Source organism: Sphingobacterium suaedae (assembly GCF_042684625.1).
Classification (GTDB): domain Bacteria; phylum Bacteroidota; class Bacteroidia; order Sphingobacteriales; family Sphingobacteriaceae; genus Sphingobacterium; species Sphingobacterium suaedae.
Genome location: NZ_JBHULR010000020.1, coordinates 151,998 through 166,907 on the forward strand (window position 1 = coordinate 151,998; position 14,910 = coordinate 166,907).

General features: G+C 44.7%; 18 protein-coding genes and 1 pseudogene. 10 read left to right on the forward strand and 9 right to left on the reverse strand.

The annotated features are described in order from the left end of the window. Positions 1-110: 110 nt before the first annotated feature. The 3 genes and pseudogenes from ACFSR5_RS18875 to ACFSR5_RS18885 all read right to left on the reverse strand — a co-directional run bounded on the left by ACFSR5_RS18875 (position 111) and on the right by ACFSR5_RS18885 (position 1,269). Positions 111-245, reverse strand: coding sequence for an iron dependent repressor, metal binding and dimerization domain protein (locus ACFSR5_RS18875; RefSeq protein ID WP_380906160.1), 135 nt, complete (start codon positions 243-245; stop codon positions 111-113). Positions 246-302: 57 nt separating this feature from the next. Then, a pseudogene (locus ACFSR5_RS18880) lies at positions 303-410 on the reverse strand (hypothetical protein); the annotation flags it as partial. A gap of 115 nt (positions 411-525) precedes the next feature. Then, a complete protein-coding gene (locus ACFSR5_RS18885; RefSeq protein WP_380906032.1) occupies positions 526-1,269 on the reverse strand; it encodes an SDR family oxidoreductase in 744 nt (247 codons plus the stop codon). A gap of 104 nt (positions 1,270-1,373) precedes the next feature. On the opposite strand from ACFSR5_RS18885, the gene ACFSR5_RS18890 reads away from it, so the two are divergent. Then, on the forward strand, positions 1,374-1,850 hold the full coding sequence (locus ACFSR5_RS18890) for a hypothetical protein (RefSeq protein WP_380906033.1): 477 nt from the start codon (positions 1,374-1,376) through the stop codon (positions 1,848-1,850). Positions 1,851-1,855: 5 nt separating this feature from the next. Here ACFSR5_RS18890 and ACFSR5_RS18895 read toward each other — a convergent pair whose 3' ends face one another. Continuing rightward, positions 1,856-3,331 (reverse strand): aminotransferase-like domain-containing protein, encoded by a 1,476-nt coding sequence (locus ACFSR5_RS18895; protein WP_380906034.1) that lies wholly within the window; start codon positions 3,329-3,331, stop codon positions 1,856-1,858. 25 nt (positions 3,332-3,356) lie between these two features. On the opposite strand from ACFSR5_RS18895, the gene ACFSR5_RS18900 reads away from it, so the two are divergent. Further along, positions 3,357-4,256: a DMT family transporter gene (locus tag ACFSR5_RS18900; protein ID WP_380906035.1), complete on the forward strand. Its 900-nt coding sequence runs from the start codon at positions 3,357-3,359 to the stop codon at positions 4,254-4,256. A gap of 69 nt (positions 4,257-4,325) precedes the next feature. Then, entirely contained in the window at positions 4,326-4,832 is a 507-nt protein-coding gene (locus ACFSR5_RS18905; protein WP_380906036.1) for a GNAT family N-acetyltransferase, read from the forward strand. A gap of 291 nt (positions 4,833-5,123) precedes the next feature. Here ACFSR5_RS18905 and ACFSR5_RS18910 read toward each other — a convergent pair whose 3' ends face one another. Then, positions 5,124-5,531, reverse strand: a complete 408-nt coding sequence (locus tag ACFSR5_RS18910) for a hypothetical protein (protein ID WP_380906037.1) — start codon at positions 5,529-5,531, stop codon at positions 5,124-5,126. A 208-nt stretch (positions 5,532-5,739) separates the two neighbouring features. Here ACFSR5_RS18910 and ACFSR5_RS18915 point away from each other — a divergent pair, with 208 nt between their 5' ends. From ACFSR5_RS18915 to ACFSR5_RS18940, 6 genes are all read left to right on the forward strand, one after another. Continuing rightward, positions 5,740-6,405 (forward strand): hypothetical protein, encoded by a 666-nt coding sequence (locus ACFSR5_RS18915; RefSeq protein WP_380906038.1) that lies wholly within the window; start codon positions 5,740-5,742, stop codon positions 6,403-6,405. Between the two features lie 18 nt (positions 6,406-6,423). Continuing rightward, positions 6,424-6,987, forward strand: coding sequence for a hypothetical protein (locus ACFSR5_RS18920; protein WP_380906039.1), 564 nt, complete (start codon positions 6,424-6,426; stop codon positions 6,985-6,987). Between the two features lie 146 nt (positions 6,988-7,133). Beyond that, positions 7,134-7,376 (forward strand): hypothetical protein, encoded by a 243-nt coding sequence (locus tag ACFSR5_RS18925; protein WP_380906040.1) that lies wholly within the window; start codon positions 7,134-7,136, stop codon positions 7,374-7,376. 65 nt (positions 7,377-7,441) lie between these two features. Further along, the gene (locus tag ACFSR5_RS18930; RefSeq protein ID WP_380906041.1) at positions 7,442-8,005 is read left to right on the forward strand and encodes a DUF4142 domain-containing protein; all 564 of its coding nucleotides are present in this window, start codon (positions 7,442-7,444) and stop codon (positions 8,003-8,005) included. Between the two features lie 4 nt (positions 8,006-8,009). Beyond that, on the forward strand, positions 8,010-8,234 hold the full coding sequence (locus tag ACFSR5_RS18935) for a hypothetical protein (RefSeq protein WP_380906042.1): 225 nt from the start codon (positions 8,010-8,012) through the stop codon (positions 8,232-8,234). An 84-nt stretch (positions 8,235-8,318) separates the two neighbouring features. Further along, positions 8,319-8,507, forward strand: a complete 189-nt coding sequence (locus ACFSR5_RS18940; RefSeq protein ID WP_380906043.1) for a CsbD family protein — start codon at positions 8,319-8,321, stop codon at positions 8,505-8,507. Between the two features lie 80 nt (positions 8,508-8,587). Here the strand turns inward: ACFSR5_RS18940 and ACFSR5_RS18945 are convergent, their stop codons facing one another. Together ACFSR5_RS18945 and ACFSR5_RS18950 are read right to left on the reverse strand one after the other, a co-directional pair. Then, positions 8,588-9,652, reverse strand: a complete 1,065-nt coding sequence (locus tag ACFSR5_RS18945; RefSeq protein WP_380906044.1) for a DNA topoisomerase IB — start codon at positions 9,650-9,652, stop codon at positions 8,588-8,590. Then, on the reverse strand, positions 9,633-9,881 hold the full coding sequence (locus tag ACFSR5_RS18950) for a DUF7218 family protein (protein ID WP_380906045.1): 249 nt from the start codon (positions 9,879-9,881) through the stop codon (positions 9,633-9,635). Before ACFSR5_RS18950 ends, ACFSR5_RS18945 begins: the two co-directional genes overlap by 20 nt. Before the next feature lie 311 nt (positions 9,882-10,192). Here ACFSR5_RS18950 and ACFSR5_RS18955 point away from each other — a divergent pair, with 311 nt between their 5' ends. Further along, positions 10,193-10,375, forward strand: coding sequence for a hypothetical protein (locus ACFSR5_RS18955; RefSeq protein ID WP_380906046.1), 183 nt, complete (start codon positions 10,193-10,195; stop codon positions 10,373-10,375). 392 nt (positions 10,376-10,767) lie between these two features. Here ACFSR5_RS18955 and ACFSR5_RS18960 read toward each other — a convergent pair whose 3' ends face one another. Together ACFSR5_RS18960 and ACFSR5_RS18965 are read right to left on the reverse strand one after the other, a co-directional pair. Further along, complete coding sequence (locus tag ACFSR5_RS18960) at positions 10,768-12,579, reverse strand: glycoside hydrolase family 15 protein (RefSeq protein ID WP_380906047.1); 1,812 nt, start codon at positions 12,577-12,579, stop codon at positions 10,768-10,770. 11 nt (positions 12,580-12,590) lie between these two features. Continuing rightward, positions 12,591-14,819 (reverse strand): bifunctional alpha,alpha-trehalose-phosphate synthase (UDP-forming)/trehalose-phosphatase, encoded by a 2,229-nt coding sequence (locus ACFSR5_RS18965; RefSeq protein ID WP_380906048.1) that lies wholly within the window; start codon positions 14,817-14,819, stop codon positions 12,591-12,593. Between the last annotated feature and the right edge of the window lie 91 nt (positions 14,820-14,910).

The following is a 14,910-nucleotide window of genomic DNA, read 5'->3' on the forward strand; positions in this document are numbered from 1 at the left end:
ACATGCCTATCGTATGTTCCGATAGCGGGATTATTCAGGAACTTTTGTAGCTATCTGATGGTATGCGTTCTACTAAAATTTTTTGGCAAGCCTTACTATAGGAAAACCTACTAATTGTCCATTTTTGCGAACGTTACGGGAGTGTGTATGTGTTCGATTTTTTCAACAATATGACGCACTTCTTCGCATCCGAATCCCATTTTTACCACCAAGAACATTGCTGTTAGTCGATGTTTCCGGATCATCAAAGGCACCCTCTTTTCTATCTTGTTTAGCGTAAGACGTAGCGGTTTATAGGTCTGATAACTGACTAACCCTTTCTCCGCGAGACGTTTTGTCATGCTGTTGACGGTAGATATTTTTGTGTCTACCAGTTTGCTGATTTCATTCGTAGCCACGTCACCGGAAGAATTCGCGACTGTAAAATAGTGCTTTCAAATAGTTCTCTTCGGTACAGGGCATCATTCGATTAAATTACGAAATCTTCCCTCCGTTTCGAGAAAAACGTTTCGTTCAACTGTTTGCTCATATAAATTGACGCAAGGGTTTAATTTGTATGTTTACGATGTTTGTCCTCCTCGGTTGCTGAAGTATGAAATGCACGGCGTCGGCAATGTCTTCGGCCTTTAGCATTTCATAGCGTTGTTGCCGTTCACGTTCTTCTTCTGGCGTGGTTGGTTGCATATCGCTTCCGACGGATCCGGGTTCAATAAGCGATACGCGGATATTGTGTGGGTTAACTTCTTTTCGGAAGGACTCTGTGAAACCTTGGATACCCGCCTTTGTTGCAACGTATGCCGAACTGTCTTTTTCCCGCACGTCGGCACTCATGGAGCCAATATGCACAATATCGCCTTCCACGCCTTGCTTAATCATCTCCTGAGCGGTAAGTCGAGCGAGTTCCATATACGCCCACAGGTTGGTTCGCAACAAATAGTCCAGACTAAAATCGGCGTTCGAGAGCACGCTGTTATAAGCTAAGGCAGCATTGTTGATCAGGATATCTGGACAACCGTGTGTTTCCAAAAAAGATGTGAACATCTGATAGAGTGATTTTTCATCGGCCAGATCCAACAAAATTCCTTCTAATATACCGCGTGGATTTCCTTTTCGGTTATCTGCAAAGACGTCTTCCATCTTATCTGCATTTCGGCCTACGACGACGACATCGTATCCTTCTCGTACGAGTAACAATGCGGTGGCTCTGCCAATACCGGCAGTACCTCCGGTAAGCAATACTTTTTTCTGCGATGTGTTTTTATCTTTCATCGTGATTTCTTTTTCGTTTCTGTCACTTCCTAAGAAACGCAACTTTTTTGTTTTGGTTTCCTAGGGGAGAACAAACGTTTTACATTTCCCATTGTTTAGCATATATGGAACATCTAGAACGAATACAGCGTTATAACGAGCGTTATAAATTTTTGAATGGACAGACCTCCTATGGATTCGATTTTAATCCGGAGCGTCTTATCATTCGGAATTTTGCTTTACGGACCGGAGATCGGGGTATTTATGAAGAGTATCTGACAACGAGATTTCCATCGGAAGCATCCTTCGAACTCGAGCAATTTGATTTGATCAAAACAAACTTATTGCGCTTGAATACGTACGAAGCGGAGCGTTTTCTGAAAGATCAGCGAATCAATTTACTACGGTCTGATATCTGGTATCAAGAAGACGATTCGATATTCACGGCTTTGCGTGTGGGTGAAGAAGATATTCTCCTGTTGACGGAAGGTATGGATACCGAGATTATTGAAAATCATGTCTTTCCTGAGGTTGTACTAAACAGACAGTTTGTATGGCTCGACACGACACAGTTAGCCGAGTTTAGCCAATCATCCCCTTAGAATAATTATAATGCCTTAGCTAGGGCGCCCAGTTGTTTTAGTTTCAGACGGATGTGATCCGACCATGGTAAGCCGATACACAACCGCATGCAATGCTGAAACTGTTCCTGCAAGGTAAAAATTCGGCCGGGCGCAATGCTTATGCCTTGACGGATGGCGAGGTCATGCAGGCGCCGCGTATCGATATGAGGAGGCAATTCTACCCAAAGAGCTAGCCCCCCTTGAGGATGGTTGACGCGTGTGCCTGCCGGGAAATTTTCTGCTATCGTCTGTGCGTATCGCTGATAGTTGTCCGCTAGTGTGCGACGGAGCTGCCTTAAATGTTTGTCGTAGTTACCGGTCCATAAAAAATTCCCGACCGCTTCTTGAATGATGGAGGTCGATGACAAGGCGTGAACCAATTTGAGCTTCATAATTTGCGGTAGATAGTTGCCGGGAGCAATCCATCCCACGCGGTATCCCGGGGCTAGTGTCTTCGATACTGAACTGCATAACAATACGTTGCCTCCTTTGTCAAAAGCTTTACAGCACTTTGGGCGTATAGGACCAAAGTGAAGATCGCCATAAATATCGTCTTCTATCAATGGGATGGCATGTGTCGCCAGCAAATCGACGACCTCTTGTTTGTGCGCGTCTGGCATGCAACTTCCCAATGGCGTGTTAAAATTGGGAATAAGCAAGCATAGATTTATTTTTGAGACGACCTTCCGCAGTGTGTCTATGTCAATTCCGGTGACCGGGTGCGTGGGTAATTCCAGCACCTTTAATCCGAGGCTTAACGCCAACTGGAATATTCCAGGGTAGCATGGGCTTTCCATAGCTACTGTGTCTCCCGGTCGTGCCAAAGCCATCAAGCAAAGCGATAGCGCATTCATTCCGCCGTTGGTCGTGACGATATCTTGCTCACTCAGTCTTCCCCCCCAAGATGGCGAACGTGCAGCAACCGTGCGTCGTAGCTTCACATTCCCTTGCAACGGTTCATACTCGGTGCCACCTTCATGCAGGGTCGTCGTCGCCCGTATAATTTCCTTTTTCAATTTTGCTAAGGGCAATAAATTTCCAGAAGGTACGCCTATAGAAAATAACGTCAAGTCTTCGTTGCCGATATTTCCATAAACTTTCGTTGTTAGGTCGATAGGCTCTTTATCGTTTGCGATTAAAGAGGGACTGCTACTTTGGGGAAGGGGCAGTTTGGACGCTAGCTGTTGGCTAACAAAATAACCCGATTGGGGTCTCGTTTCAATTAGAGAACGGCTTTCCAACTCCAAAAAGATGCGCTTGGCTGTATTCATACCAATGCCATGCAACTGGCAGAGTTGCCGAACCGAAGGTAAACGATCTCCGGCCTTTATATTTCCGCTTGTGATCTGGAAAGCGATCCTGTTCGCTATTTCCAGGTATAAGAACTCTTTTCGCATAGCCGTATAACTGTGTCCATTCAAATATATAAAACTGATACTGTGTTTGTTTGTTTTCTCCACTTAATTTTGTTAAAAAGCATGACAGATGAAGATAGCAGAACATAGAGATAGCTCGGAGACGGCTCATGGTTCCGTTCGGGGATGGATTAACGGTTTTATTGGCGTACTGCTGTTTAGCGGTTCTTTACCAGCGACACGTGTTGCGGTTCTTGAACTTGATCCGATATTCTTAACAGCAGCGCGTGCTGCCATTGCGGCGATATTAGCCATCATGGTGTTATTTATTTGTGGTCAAAAAAGACCGAAACGCAGCGAAATTTACTCGATAGCGGTTGTTTCCGTTGGATGTGTTGTTGGATTTCCATTGTTGTCTGCCTTGGCCTTACAACATGTTACGTCGGCGCATTCGATGGTATTTGTCGGTTTATTGCCACTTGCAACAGCCGTGTTTGGTGTTCTTCGTGGAGGAGAGCGACCGACCCTCTTGTTTTGGATATTTTCAATTTTAGGCGGTCTTTTGGTGACAGGCTATGCGATCGCGCAGGGCAGCACGTTTTCGCCGGTGGGCGATGCATTAATGATCGCAGCTATTGTCGTGTGTGGCTTAGGATACGCAGAGGGAGCACGGTTGGCAAAGACGCTTGGCGGGTGGCAAGTTATATCGTGGGCATTAGTTCTATCAGCACCGATCGTCGTGGTGTTGGCCATTCTCTATTTACCAACGTCTTTAATCGCTATACGGATCGATACCTGGATCGCGCTTGGCTACGTTTCTTTTTTTAGTATGTTTATTGGTTTCATATTTTGGTATAGGGGGTTGGCATTGGGCGGGATTGCATCGGTAGGGCAGCTTCAACTGTTGCAACCCTTGTTTGGCTTAGGTTTAGCGGCAGGACTATTACACGAGGAGGTCGGATGGGAAATGGTCGTGGTTACCCTTGGGGTTATCCTGTGCGTTGCCGCGTCGAGGCGCTTTGCACGCTAACGCGCTTGGTAGCGGATGTTCGACCTATTATCCGAACACATACGACAGAATATATGTAATTTTACGTTTATGGACTATATATTAAGAAAAGCAGTGACATCCGACCTATCCATTATATGGGAGATCGTGCAGCAAGCTATACAGCGTCGCAAAGAAGAGGGAAGTAAGCAATGGCAAGATGGTTATCCCAATCCCTCGGTAATAGAAGATGATATCAATAGGGGCGTGGCATTCGTTTATCAGAATGACACCGATGTTGTGGGTTACTGCGCGATATTGCAAAACGACGAACCGGCGTATGCAAACATTGAAGGAGCTTGGTTAACCCATGGTGACTTTTTGGTCATCCATCGAGTCGCGATCTCCGGCAATTATCTAGGAAAAGGGTTGGCGAAGCGAATGTTGGAGGCCGTTGAGGAACTGGCGAGGGAACGAGGGGTACCAAGTATAAAAGCAGACACAAATTTCGATAATCCTGCTATGATGCATGTTTTCGAAAAATTAGGTTATCAGTACTGTGGAGAAGTAATGCTACGCGGGGGCACGCGACGTGCCTACGAAAAGGCAATTGTATAGTCCCGCTGTCATCGCTGGGAACTGTACGATGAAGAGTATAATCTCGTTTTCCCAAAACAATCGTTTTGGGAGACCTTACGTCTTGGAAGTTCTGACGTGGTGGTTCAAACCGTGCGCAGATCGTGGTAAGTTGAAAGGCCAAATGGGGTTATCATTGCTTTGCTAGTTAAAAACGCACGCAGGAGCACATAGTTGGCCGTAGTGGCGCCGTTATTCAAAAAGGGGGCAAGTCCGTTTTGAAATGTCGGGAGCGATAACTCTAATAAGCACAGTGTACTAACGACAATAGTACTAGTCGCAGACCTGTTGCATGTGCACCGCAGGGGATTCGGTGTTTTTAAATCGATTCGCTTTTTTGAGAACAAAATACGTAAAACGTTGGTAGGCTTCCTTAATGAGTGCGCCCATAAACAACAATTGAATCACGGCATCGATTAGGTAGGCAGGCGATGACGTATGCATGCCCGCGTATCGCAAGTCGATCACAGTGAACGCTAGCGCTGTACAAAAACCTAAGAATGAATAGCGTTTAATTATTAATGCTAAACCGATTGCAACCGAAAGTAATCCGACGAGTTCGACAAGCCACAGATCCTGTTTCCCACCGGTGACCTGTAAAAAACTAATCCTATGTACGACGGGCCATACCCCAGCAATTACGTAATAATATCCTTGTATTAAACTGACTCTTCTTTTCATGATGTTATCAAATTTTAATGTACAGTAAGAACTGGGAACACGTTGTGAAGTTCAAGAAAACATGAATTGCCGTATTTTTCGAGGATCCTTTTAGGTTACGATGGCGGTAAGAGTTAAAAACACGTGAACCGCGGGAAAAACACGGAAATTGCAAATGGTACAATCTAAATCTATATTGACGTGTTCAAATAGCATACAACAATCGATTATGAAAATGAACCGAGTAATTACCAAAAGGAATGAGACACTAGCGAATGAGCTAACTCGTATGCTTGCGTTATATGCGGGGCAATGGCTTTTGCGAAGGGGGAGAAATCGAAAAGTAGGCCCATTACGCCTTCTTTCGGGTGGTGCTCTTCTTTTCGTAGGCGCCACCGGCAGACTTCCGTTCGAAGGACTTTTACGTCGAGCAAACAAAAATCATGGACAGGTCAATTGTCGTGTAGAAACTCGTATACAGCAACCTCCTGCGTTGGTCTATGCGTATTTTCACGATTTAAAAAATTTAAAAAAACATATCCCATGTGCGGCAGCGATAGAAGCACCTGTTGCGGCGAATGAAGGCTGGCGTGTGCATCTGAATATTTTGGGTATGACATGTGCGTGGCAAATATTCGTGGTGAAAGCGGAAAAGAATGAACTGATTGGCTGGAGCGCCCACGAAGAGACCTTCATTTATCATACCGGAAAAATAACAATACGGGAAGGGGATCTACCTCAGCAATCTGTGGTGGATTTCGTGTTTAGTTATACTCCTCCTGGTGGTAAGCTTGGTCGAGCGTTGGCGCGGCCATTGGATCACGTCATACAGCGGTACGTGGATGGGTTTATTCGGTCTGTGAAATTAGCCTTGGAAGATCGTGCTTACCGGTAGCTAAAATCTCGAGTTGACATGAACATATGGGGTTATATAGTGCAAAGCCGCAAACGGATCGTGATTTGGAAGATTGTCGCTTTACTGATGACGCCGATGCTGCACGGGTGTTTTTCTTCCGAAGTATCGAGCGAGCGGCAAGAGGCTGCTTTGAGGGAACTGGTATTACTTCGCACGGAAGGCTTGGCCTTAGCCGAATTTATTGGCACCAAATCGACTAAACCGGAAGTGCTCTCGTTGTGCGACACCATCAGGCGATATTATCAACATACACATCCTGAGTTTTTACGTATTTGCGCGGGTCGAAAGATCACGTTGGTGCCTGCCGATTTTGAGCATTTATGGAATGCCATGCTGGCTCGTTTTGATACCAGTCAACTTCCTTTGGAGCAATTGAGTTTACGCCTGTGTGAGGAAAACCTCCGGGCGTCAATCGGCATGTACGAATCCATTCTACGCGAACAAGAATGGGAGGACATCTGCTATTTTTCGTTTATCGCCTTACCCGACCTCTACACCCAGCGTGATGCATTATCGAGCTTACGCCGGCAGGTAGAGGCTACTTCCTCGCCTAGTAATTAAAGCGCTATATTCGATCGTTTCGTCTATCGAAAGATACGTACCCTTCACCGTAAAATACCTGTATTTACCTTTATGCCAACCATTTGCGTCTGGTCTCATTCTATTCATGACAATAAGTATGGTTTAATAGATGAATTTTACGACGTATGGAAAATTTACAAAAAAATGTCGATGCCAAAGAAGGGCAAATGACAAAAGAAATTGAAAGTAAGACCGCACAAATACCTTCAAAAGTGTATTTATGTACAGCGTTGGCTGTGATGGCCGCGTCGGCCACGCTAAAATGTATGGGCCACAAACATACCGCTTTATTTGTGGGGCAATGGGTAGCGCCATTTCTGCTCTTTGGCATTTACAATAAGATCGTTAAAACGCAAGGACATGATTAATCCAGGGACAAGCGTATGACGGTTGTATACCCCATACGTTTGTCTTCTAACTAAGACATGAAAAAATGAAAAAATATTGGAACCGCGGTGTGATCGTGCTAGGTATGATCATCCTATCCTTTTCTGCTTTTGCACAAACAGACAGTACGGATCAAGATTTTGTGACGAGAGCTATTCATGCGAATCGGTTTGAAGTAGCGGCGGGTAGCCAAGCGATGGAGCGGTCGGAGGATGCGGCAGTCAGACAATACGGGCAAATGCTCGTGACTGAGCACACGACCGTTTTAGAAGAACTGGAGAAGGCAGCGGTGGCAAAAAAACTGATGCTTCCAGACGCTATGGAGGAAAACCATGCTTCCATACTGAAATCGTTGGGAAGCCTTACTGGAAATGACTTTAATAACGCGTTTAAGGACATTATGATCAAGTCTCACGAGGATGCGATCGCGCTGTTTACACAAGCTGCCTCAGGACTCCATGATTCGGAGCTTAAAAGTTGGGCATCCGATAAGATTCCTGCTCTGAAAAAGCATCTCGAGCAGGCCAAAGCACTGCAGGTTGCACCTAAGACGGACCCGTCTCCTTCTCCGGCAGCAATGGCTGATTCTGTAAAAATTCTAAAACTTTAAACATATGGCAACGAAAGTAGAAAACGAAAAAAACGGCATCGGGGAGAAAAGAAAGAAAAAGCATGGTGACACGTATCAGGAATTGGGCTCTGTTGTTGAAAAAACGGAACGTACAAAAGATGGGGACGCGGAGGCCGGAGTCGATGGACAAGCCGAACAATTAAATGATATGCCAAACGATCCTACCGACAGGCCGAAAGAAGTTGTGAAAAGCAAGAAGAATACGTAGTATACGTATAAGCACGGTTTTTAAAAATCAGTGAAACGAAATAGCAGTTGACACGGTTCTATTCATATACAAAAAGGAGGAAAAATGAACAAATTAACATGGAAAGGCCGCTGGAACGAATTAAAAGGAAAAGTAAAGCAAGAGTATGCTGACCTAACCGAGGATGATCTTTTGTATGCCGAGGGAAAGGAAGATGAATTGTTGGGTAAACTGCAGAAGAAGACAGGGAAAACGAAAGAAGAGGTAGAAGATTGGCTTAACAATATGAATTAACCATTCGGATCCACATGATTCAATAATTAGTTTAGTTTTGGGAAGTGCCAGCAAAAATGCTGGCACTTCCATTTTTATGGCTATTGACTAAGTAGTGAAAATAGACGCTTCTTAAGTCGTTCCGTTGTTGGTGGAGTCTCCTTGCGATTGCAATCGCGGATCCATCGATCTAAACGGCCCTCTTCATAAGCTGTTAAGAGCGCTGGATGTATGTAATGACTACGCGTTACAGCCCGCGTATTACCCAGTGCTTCAGCAACACGATCGATGACGGCTAAGGTATTTTTTTTGCGTTGTACTTGATTGACAGCAAGGGGGAGCATGGTCAAATGTGCCAATGCCAACACGCATCCATTCCATGTACGAAAGCTTTTGCATGTGACGTCTAGACACATAGCATCTTTCAAGTACATATTTAGATCGCCAGATTCCAGTTGCCGGACCTCGCCATACCCATCGTAATATTGAAATAGTCGTTGTCCGGGTATTTCACGCACTTTCAGAAGCATGTTGACCAGTTTTTTCTCTGCGAGATACGTTTGCTGCAGAACGCCCTTCTTCCCCACGAATTTGAAAAATATCTTGTGTGCAGAGACTGGTTTGGCATGTTTATTCCGTAATGTAGTTAAACCGAACGAGCCGTTCTCCTTTTCGTAACTTCTGTTGCCCGATCGAAAGGAAGTTTTGTCCATGATCGCTAGAGCCAACGCACAAACTTTGTCCCGATCCCATCGTTTTTTGCGTAGATCGCGTTCTATTTTTTTCTGAAGTTGCGGCAACTGCTTGCCGAAGTCTAAGAGCGTCGCAAATTTTTTTTCGCTTCGTAAAGAGGCCCATTTTGGGTGATACTTATATTGCTTTCGGCCTTTTGTATCCAAACCGGTAGCCTGTAAATGACCATTAGGAGATGCGCATATCCATACATTAGTCCATGCAGGAGGGAGGACTAGTGAACGGATACGTGCCAAAATGCGTTCGTTTGTAATAGATCGGCCGTTTTGATCTATATATACGACGTCTTTTCCTTGAGTTATTCGGCTATATCCTTTGTCGTTGCACGACACATAGCGCAATCCCGCCTCCCGCAATGCGGAACGTTCTGCTTGCTCGGGATCTATATCATACCTAGTGGTTTCTAATGGCATCGATGAGTTCTGATTTTTTCATTTTATGCCTACCCGACATGCCGATTTTTTTTGCCTCATCCAACAATTGATTTTTGGATCGATCGTCTAAATCGGATGCCTTGCCCCCTTTTTTGCTCGCGTTGGGCGTGTTGGCAATTCGTGCTGCTTTTTCTTTACTCATGCCCTCGTCGCGCAGTGCTTCGTACTTTGCGTCGTTCTTAATTTGTTTTCCATGATCTTTTGCCATAACCTTAAAACTTTGGTGTACGTCACGACCTTTTACTTCGAATGGAACTATCGGGTCGTAAACGTATACATATAACCATCTTGACGGTTAGCTGTTTGCGTATAGAATACGGAATTCCAACTAAAAAATACGTGTTTGGCAGCGCCGTAGTTTTTTGACAGGTGGAAATACGGTGTAGACTGAGGAATAAATACCCTTTATAGGATATTCCCGAACATGTACGATGCGCACATTGTTTTATAATAAACCGGCTCATCTAGGAAAGATCGGCATGTGGTTCACAGGAAAACAAAATGAATAAGTAAATAATTATGGAAAATCCAAGAGACATTTATGATCCAGAAGAAGATCAGCGGGACGATACACCTCGTAAGGAGGTACCAAAGCCGGCTATGGAAGAAGTTAACGATAAACCTGCAGGAAAGACCATACATTGGACAATTTGGATAGCCGTCATCATTTTGGTGATTGTTTATTTTGTATTTTTCTTTTAGGTAGGTGTTTGGTTAGTCCTGTTGCAAAAGGGAGAATGAAATTTAAGTGCGAAAGGTAAATCGCGTGTTTTTTAAAAATTTCTTGTAGATTTATTCAAGTTCAATTATATTTAGCTTTCCCTTTTCATCAATTACCAAACACATATTTTAAACCTTACCGTCGAGCAAAGTCCGTTAAAGTCCGTTAAAGTCCGATGAAGTGCGTTCAAAGTCCGGTTTAACTCACCCTAACAAAGCGTTAAGCACAGCTATTTCTTGCCGTCGGGAGTTTGGCGTTTGCTGCTATTGGTGCTGGTTTTGTTGTGTGTTTAGCAAGCAATAAACCTACAACGCCAGCCGGTTACCATTTCTTATCGGGTACCGGCTGGCGTGCTTTCCAAGTAAATCTAGGTTTAGCGTTCGTAAAGACTTTCAAAGAATACCGGACTGTCGAGTTTCATTGCAATTCGATAGGCTGCATTGACCAGTCCTACATGACTATAAGCTTGAGGGAAGTTGCCCCATTGGCTTCCGTCTTGATCGTTAACATCCTCGCTAAAAAGCATGAGGTGATTTCCGAAAGAGAGCAACTGTTTAAAAACTTCCTGTGCTTCATCTAGTCTACCTACACAAGCTAAGGCTTCTACATACCAGAATGCACAAACCAAAAATGTTGCTTTGGGCTTGCCGAAGTCGTCCCGATGTAAATAACGGTAAAATAAGCCGTGTTCACCTTTCAGCTCTTTCTCGAGTTGTACCAAATGTTTCTTTGCTTTTTCGCTATTGGGATCCAAGTAATTCATCATAATTAGTTGGAGCGTTGAAGCATCCAGGTTCTCGCTTCCGGTCGCATTAGTATAGACACCGCGCTCGGGATCGTAACAGCTCTCGATGTGTGCTGTTGCTTTCGTACGAAGCAGGGCCGCTTGCTCTGCCATATCGGAAAATCCGTACTGCTTTGCGATTTTAAGCGCGGCGGTAGCGCCAGCCCATTGAAAAAGATTCGAATAACAATGTCGGTTTTCAAAATTTCTAAATTCCCAGATGCCCGCATCAGGCTCGTCGATCGTACTGTTTATCTTTTTCAGGATGAATGTGGTCCAATCCTTCGTAAAAGCAATATTTTGGTGGCGGAACCGATGGTCTGTGAACAGTGGGAGCAGCGCAATTAATGCTTGACCGTATACATCATTTTGGATATGTTCATAGGCTTGATTCCCGACCCGTATCGGACGATTACCCAAATAACCTTCCAAGTAGTCTAGGGTTTGTTCTTCCAATTTATGTTGGCCCATGATACCGTAAAGTGGCTGTAAACGGCCGCTATCGGTTTGTGTGATATTAGCAATGTACGACGCGTACTTCTCCATTTCTTCGAAATGACCGATATGGCTCAGTGCTGTTAATACATAATAACTGTCGCGTAACCAGCAATATCGGTAATCCCAATTCCTGCCCGATCCTGGAAATTCAGGTAAGCTTGTTGTACTTGCCGCGATTATGGCCCCAGTATCTTCATACTGGTGAAGTTTCAAAACTAGGGCTGACCGGATGACTTCCTTTTGGTAGAATGTGGGGATAGAAGCGTTTTTTACCCATTTTTGCCAATAGCTTTTTGTACGGGAAAGAAAATCCTCTGCGGTTCTTTCGATGGGGGCTTCGAAGGGGCTACCGTAGGTCAGGATGAGATAAATCGGCTTGCTCAATACATACGGGATGTCGTCAAAAAAATGGCTGATAGGCATATTCGTCGCCAAGCGCATTTTTATATCGGCGCGCTCGAACTGAATATGGTTGCTTCCGCGAGATTTGTCGAACGCCTGTTGTCCGTAATTGAATACGGGATCACACGTGACGCGTACTTTAGGATGTCCAGATACCGGTTCCAGTTTTCGTATCAGCATGAGCGGTTTATAGTAGCGTTCGTATTGCTCGAACCGGGGCGCAAAATCGGTCACTCGATAGCTACCCTCTTCGCACTCCACCAACGTGCATAGTATATTGGTATTATCTAAGTAATATTGGGTGCTGTGTTGAATACCGGCTGTCGGTAGTATAGAAAACCCTCCACCTAATCCCTTGTCCAGAAGGCTGCCAAAGATAAAGGAATCCTGAAAGGATGGCCAACAAAGCCAATTGATGTTGGTGTTTTTTTCCACATGAGCGATAAAGGCACAGTTGCCGATAATGCCGGTATTATATACGTGTTTTTCTGCTGTCTGCATAACGTTTATGATTATGAGTGTACTACCCCTCCCTTATTTATGGACGAGCGTAAATCACTGTTCGCGAAGTAGTCAATCAAGCTTACAGCTTCTGTCTGGTCTTCTACATAATATTGCGCGGCAGACTTTTTATTTCCCACCTTTACCGTGATCGCTTCTGCCGGCAGTTCCAAAAACATATCTTCATCTGTGGCGTCGTCGCCAATCGCAAATATGAAGTCCGGTTGGAAACTATTGACAATTTCCAATGCTGCTTTACCTTTATTTAGCTCGCTATTTTTTACTTCGATTACCTTGTCGCCCATCAGGAGCTGAAGCCCGTGATGCGGTATAAGATAGCGTAGACTATCTACTAGTTCTTGCGAGCGTAGTTGTCCGAGGCCTGTTTGCGCTTTTCGGTAATGCCAGGCCAGGGAATATGTTTTCTCTTCCACAATAGCACCAGCAGTTCGGTTTGCAAACTTATTCATCAAATGTTGAACCGGGATTTTCCATCGCGTGGAGAGATGATTTTTACTGCGCCATTGGAAGTCGGGGTAGTTGCTCCACGCCCCGTGTTCGGCGACGAGGAAATAATCTTTTCGACCAAACCAGCGATCTAACGTTTCGTGCGGACGTCCACTAATGATAACAATCTGATTTGCCGGATTGCTTTGCAACATTTCTAAGGTATGGTAGAGCGCGTCTGTTGGCGATGCTGCATCCGCATCCTTATGAAATCCGATCAGTGTGCCGTCGTAATCTAGAAAGAATAATCTTTTTGTCGACGACTGATACTGCTCCAATATGGTGTCTTTAATTTCCGAACGAACCCGTCTTGCCATTTCTTGCTTTTGAAATGTTTTAATTTCGCGCAGGCGGTTGAAAAAAATCTTAACCCAATGGCGCACGTTGAATTTTCGGACAATGTCAATACTGTCTTTCATTCGTCTGCGTTGTTCCGAGGGCGGCATGTCGAGCGCCGCTTTTAGTCCTTCCCGTATTTGGTCGATCGAATTTGGATTCACCTGTATCGCTTCCAATAGCTCTTTTGATGCGCCGGCAAGTTCACTAAGTACGAGCACACCATCCGTTTCTTCTTTGCTGGCCACATATTCCTTGCAGACGAGGTTCATCCCGTCGCGGATGGAGGTTACCAGGCAAACATCGGCCGCTACGTACAGCGCCGAGAGTTCTTCGATAGGAAAAGAATTGTAAAAGTAGGCAATTGGAATCCATTCGTTTGTGCCATATACGGCATTTATATGTCCAACCATTCGGTCAATCTCATCCCGTAGCATTTTATATTGCGGTACGGTATCACGGGAGGGGACCACCAACATATATAAAATAACCTTTTCCCGCATTTCGGGATATTCCTTCAGAAGGCTTTCGTAAGCTTCTAGTCGCTCGATGATGCCTTTGCTATAATCTAGTCTGTCAATACAAAGGATAAATTTTCTATCCATGTAAAACTCGCGAATTTGCTGCGCACGGGTGCGGATTGCTTGGCTATGTGCGAGCTGGCTGAATTTTTCGAAGTCAATGCCCATGGGGTAGACCTCTGCGAAAACACTTCGTCCACCCACGTGGAGACAATTATTATGAATGGGAAGACCCAAGATATGGGTGCAGGCATTTAGAAAATGCTGGCTGTCATTGTAGGTATGGAACGCGATCAAGTCGGCGCCCAGCAGACCATTAATCAATTCATCACGCCATGGGATACTCCGAAAAACCTCATCCGGAGGGAAGGGGATATGTTGAAAGTAACCTATCGAAATCCGGTCATATCGTTGTCTGATTAGGTTAGGTAAAAGCATAAGCTGGTAGTCATGCACCCAAATTTCGTCTTTTTCATTCAGGTCCTGTTCTTGGACACGATCTGCGAATTTCTGGTTGACCTGTTTATATATATGCCAGTTGTCCGTATTGTATACCGCATAGGAGAGGCGATAATGAAAAATAGGCCAAAGTACCTCGTTGGAAAAACCCTCGTAATAGCCCATCAATTCTTCTTCGGTGAGGAATACAGGTACTAAATTTAGCTCGGCCAAACGTTCCCGGATTATTAGCTTTTCTTCTTCGCTTTCGGGTACGAAACCAGGCCATCCCACCCAAATATTATCGTCTTGTTGATAAACCGAACCAAGGCCGGTCGCTAATCCACCCTCGCTTGGAATGAAATGTAATTCTTGGTCACGCCGTTCGATTCGGACAGGTAACCGGTTAGAGATAATTATCGTTCTTTTGTTACGCATACGTTTTGAAAAATACAACCATAAGCAGCGGTTTAGGCAACGCTGCTGTTCTTCAGTAGGTATAAAAAGAACAAGCCAAATCAATAAATGT

What these genes read in the sequence shown, in the direction of transcription:
- ACFSR5_RS18935 (WP_380906042.1), top strand. Translation starts at nt 8,010, where the DNA reads ATGGCAACGAAAGTAGAAAACGAAAAAAACGGCATCGGGGAGAAAAGA.
- ACFSR5_RS18910 (WP_380906037.1), bottom strand. Translation starts at nt 5,531, where the DNA reads ATGAAAAGAAGAGTCAGTTTAATACAAGGATATTATTACGTAATTGCT.
- ACFSR5_RS18920 (WP_380906039.1), top strand. Translation starts at nt 6,424, where the DNA reads ATGAACATATGGGGTTATATAGTGCAAAGCCGCAAACGGATCGTGATT.
- ACFSR5_RS18950 (WP_380906045.1), bottom strand. Translation starts at nt 9,881, where the DNA reads ATGGCAAAAGATCATGGAAAACAAATTAAGAACGACGCAAAGTACGAA.
- ACFSR5_RS18955 (WP_380906046.1), top strand. Translation starts at nt 10,193, where the DNA reads ATGGAAAATCCAAGAGACATTTATGATCCAGAAGAAGATCAGCGGGAC.
- ACFSR5_RS18885 (WP_380906032.1), bottom strand. Translation starts at nt 1,269, where the DNA reads ATGAAAGATAAAAACACATCGCAGAAAAAAGTATTGCTTACCGGAGGT.
- ACFSR5_RS18890 (WP_380906033.1), top strand. Translation starts at nt 1,374, where the DNA reads ATGGAACATCTAGAACGAATACAGCGTTATAACGAGCGTTATAAATTT.
- ACFSR5_RS18915 (WP_380906038.1), top strand. Translation starts at nt 5,740, where the DNA reads ATGAAAATGAACCGAGTAATTACCAAAAGGAATGAGACACTAGCGAAT.
- ACFSR5_RS18900 (WP_380906035.1), top strand. Translation starts at nt 3,357, where the DNA reads ATGAAGATAGCAGAACATAGAGATAGCTCGGAGACGGCTCATGGTTCC.
- ACFSR5_RS18940 (WP_380906043.1), top strand. Translation starts at nt 8,319, where the DNA reads ATGAACAAATTAACATGGAAAGGCCGCTGGAACGAATTAAAAGGAAAA.
- ACFSR5_RS18965 (WP_380906048.1), bottom strand. Translation starts at nt 14,819, where the DNA reads ATGCGTAACAAAAGAACGATAATTATCTCTAACCGGTTACCTGTCCGA.
- ACFSR5_RS18875 (WP_380906160.1), bottom strand. Translation starts at nt 245, where the DNA reads ATGATCCGGAAACATCGACTAACAGCAATGTTCTTGGTGGTAAAAATG.
- ACFSR5_RS18925 (WP_380906040.1), top strand. Translation starts at nt 7,134, where the DNA reads ATGGAAAATTTACAAAAAAATGTCGATGCCAAAGAAGGGCAAATGACA.
- ACFSR5_RS18945 (WP_380906044.1), bottom strand. Translation starts at nt 9,652, where the DNA reads ATGCCATTAGAAACCACTAGGTATGATATAGATCCCGAGCAAGCAGAA.
- ACFSR5_RS18905 (WP_380906036.1), top strand. Translation starts at nt 4,326, where the DNA reads ATGGACTATATATTAAGAAAAGCAGTGACATCCGACCTATCCATTATA.
- ACFSR5_RS18960 (WP_380906047.1), bottom strand. Translation starts at nt 12,579, where the DNA reads ATGCAGACAGCAGAAAAACACGTATATAATACCGGCATTATCGGCAAC.
- ACFSR5_RS18930 (WP_380906041.1), top strand. Translation starts at nt 7,442, where the DNA reads ATGAAAAAATATTGGAACCGCGGTGTGATCGTGCTAGGTATGATCATC.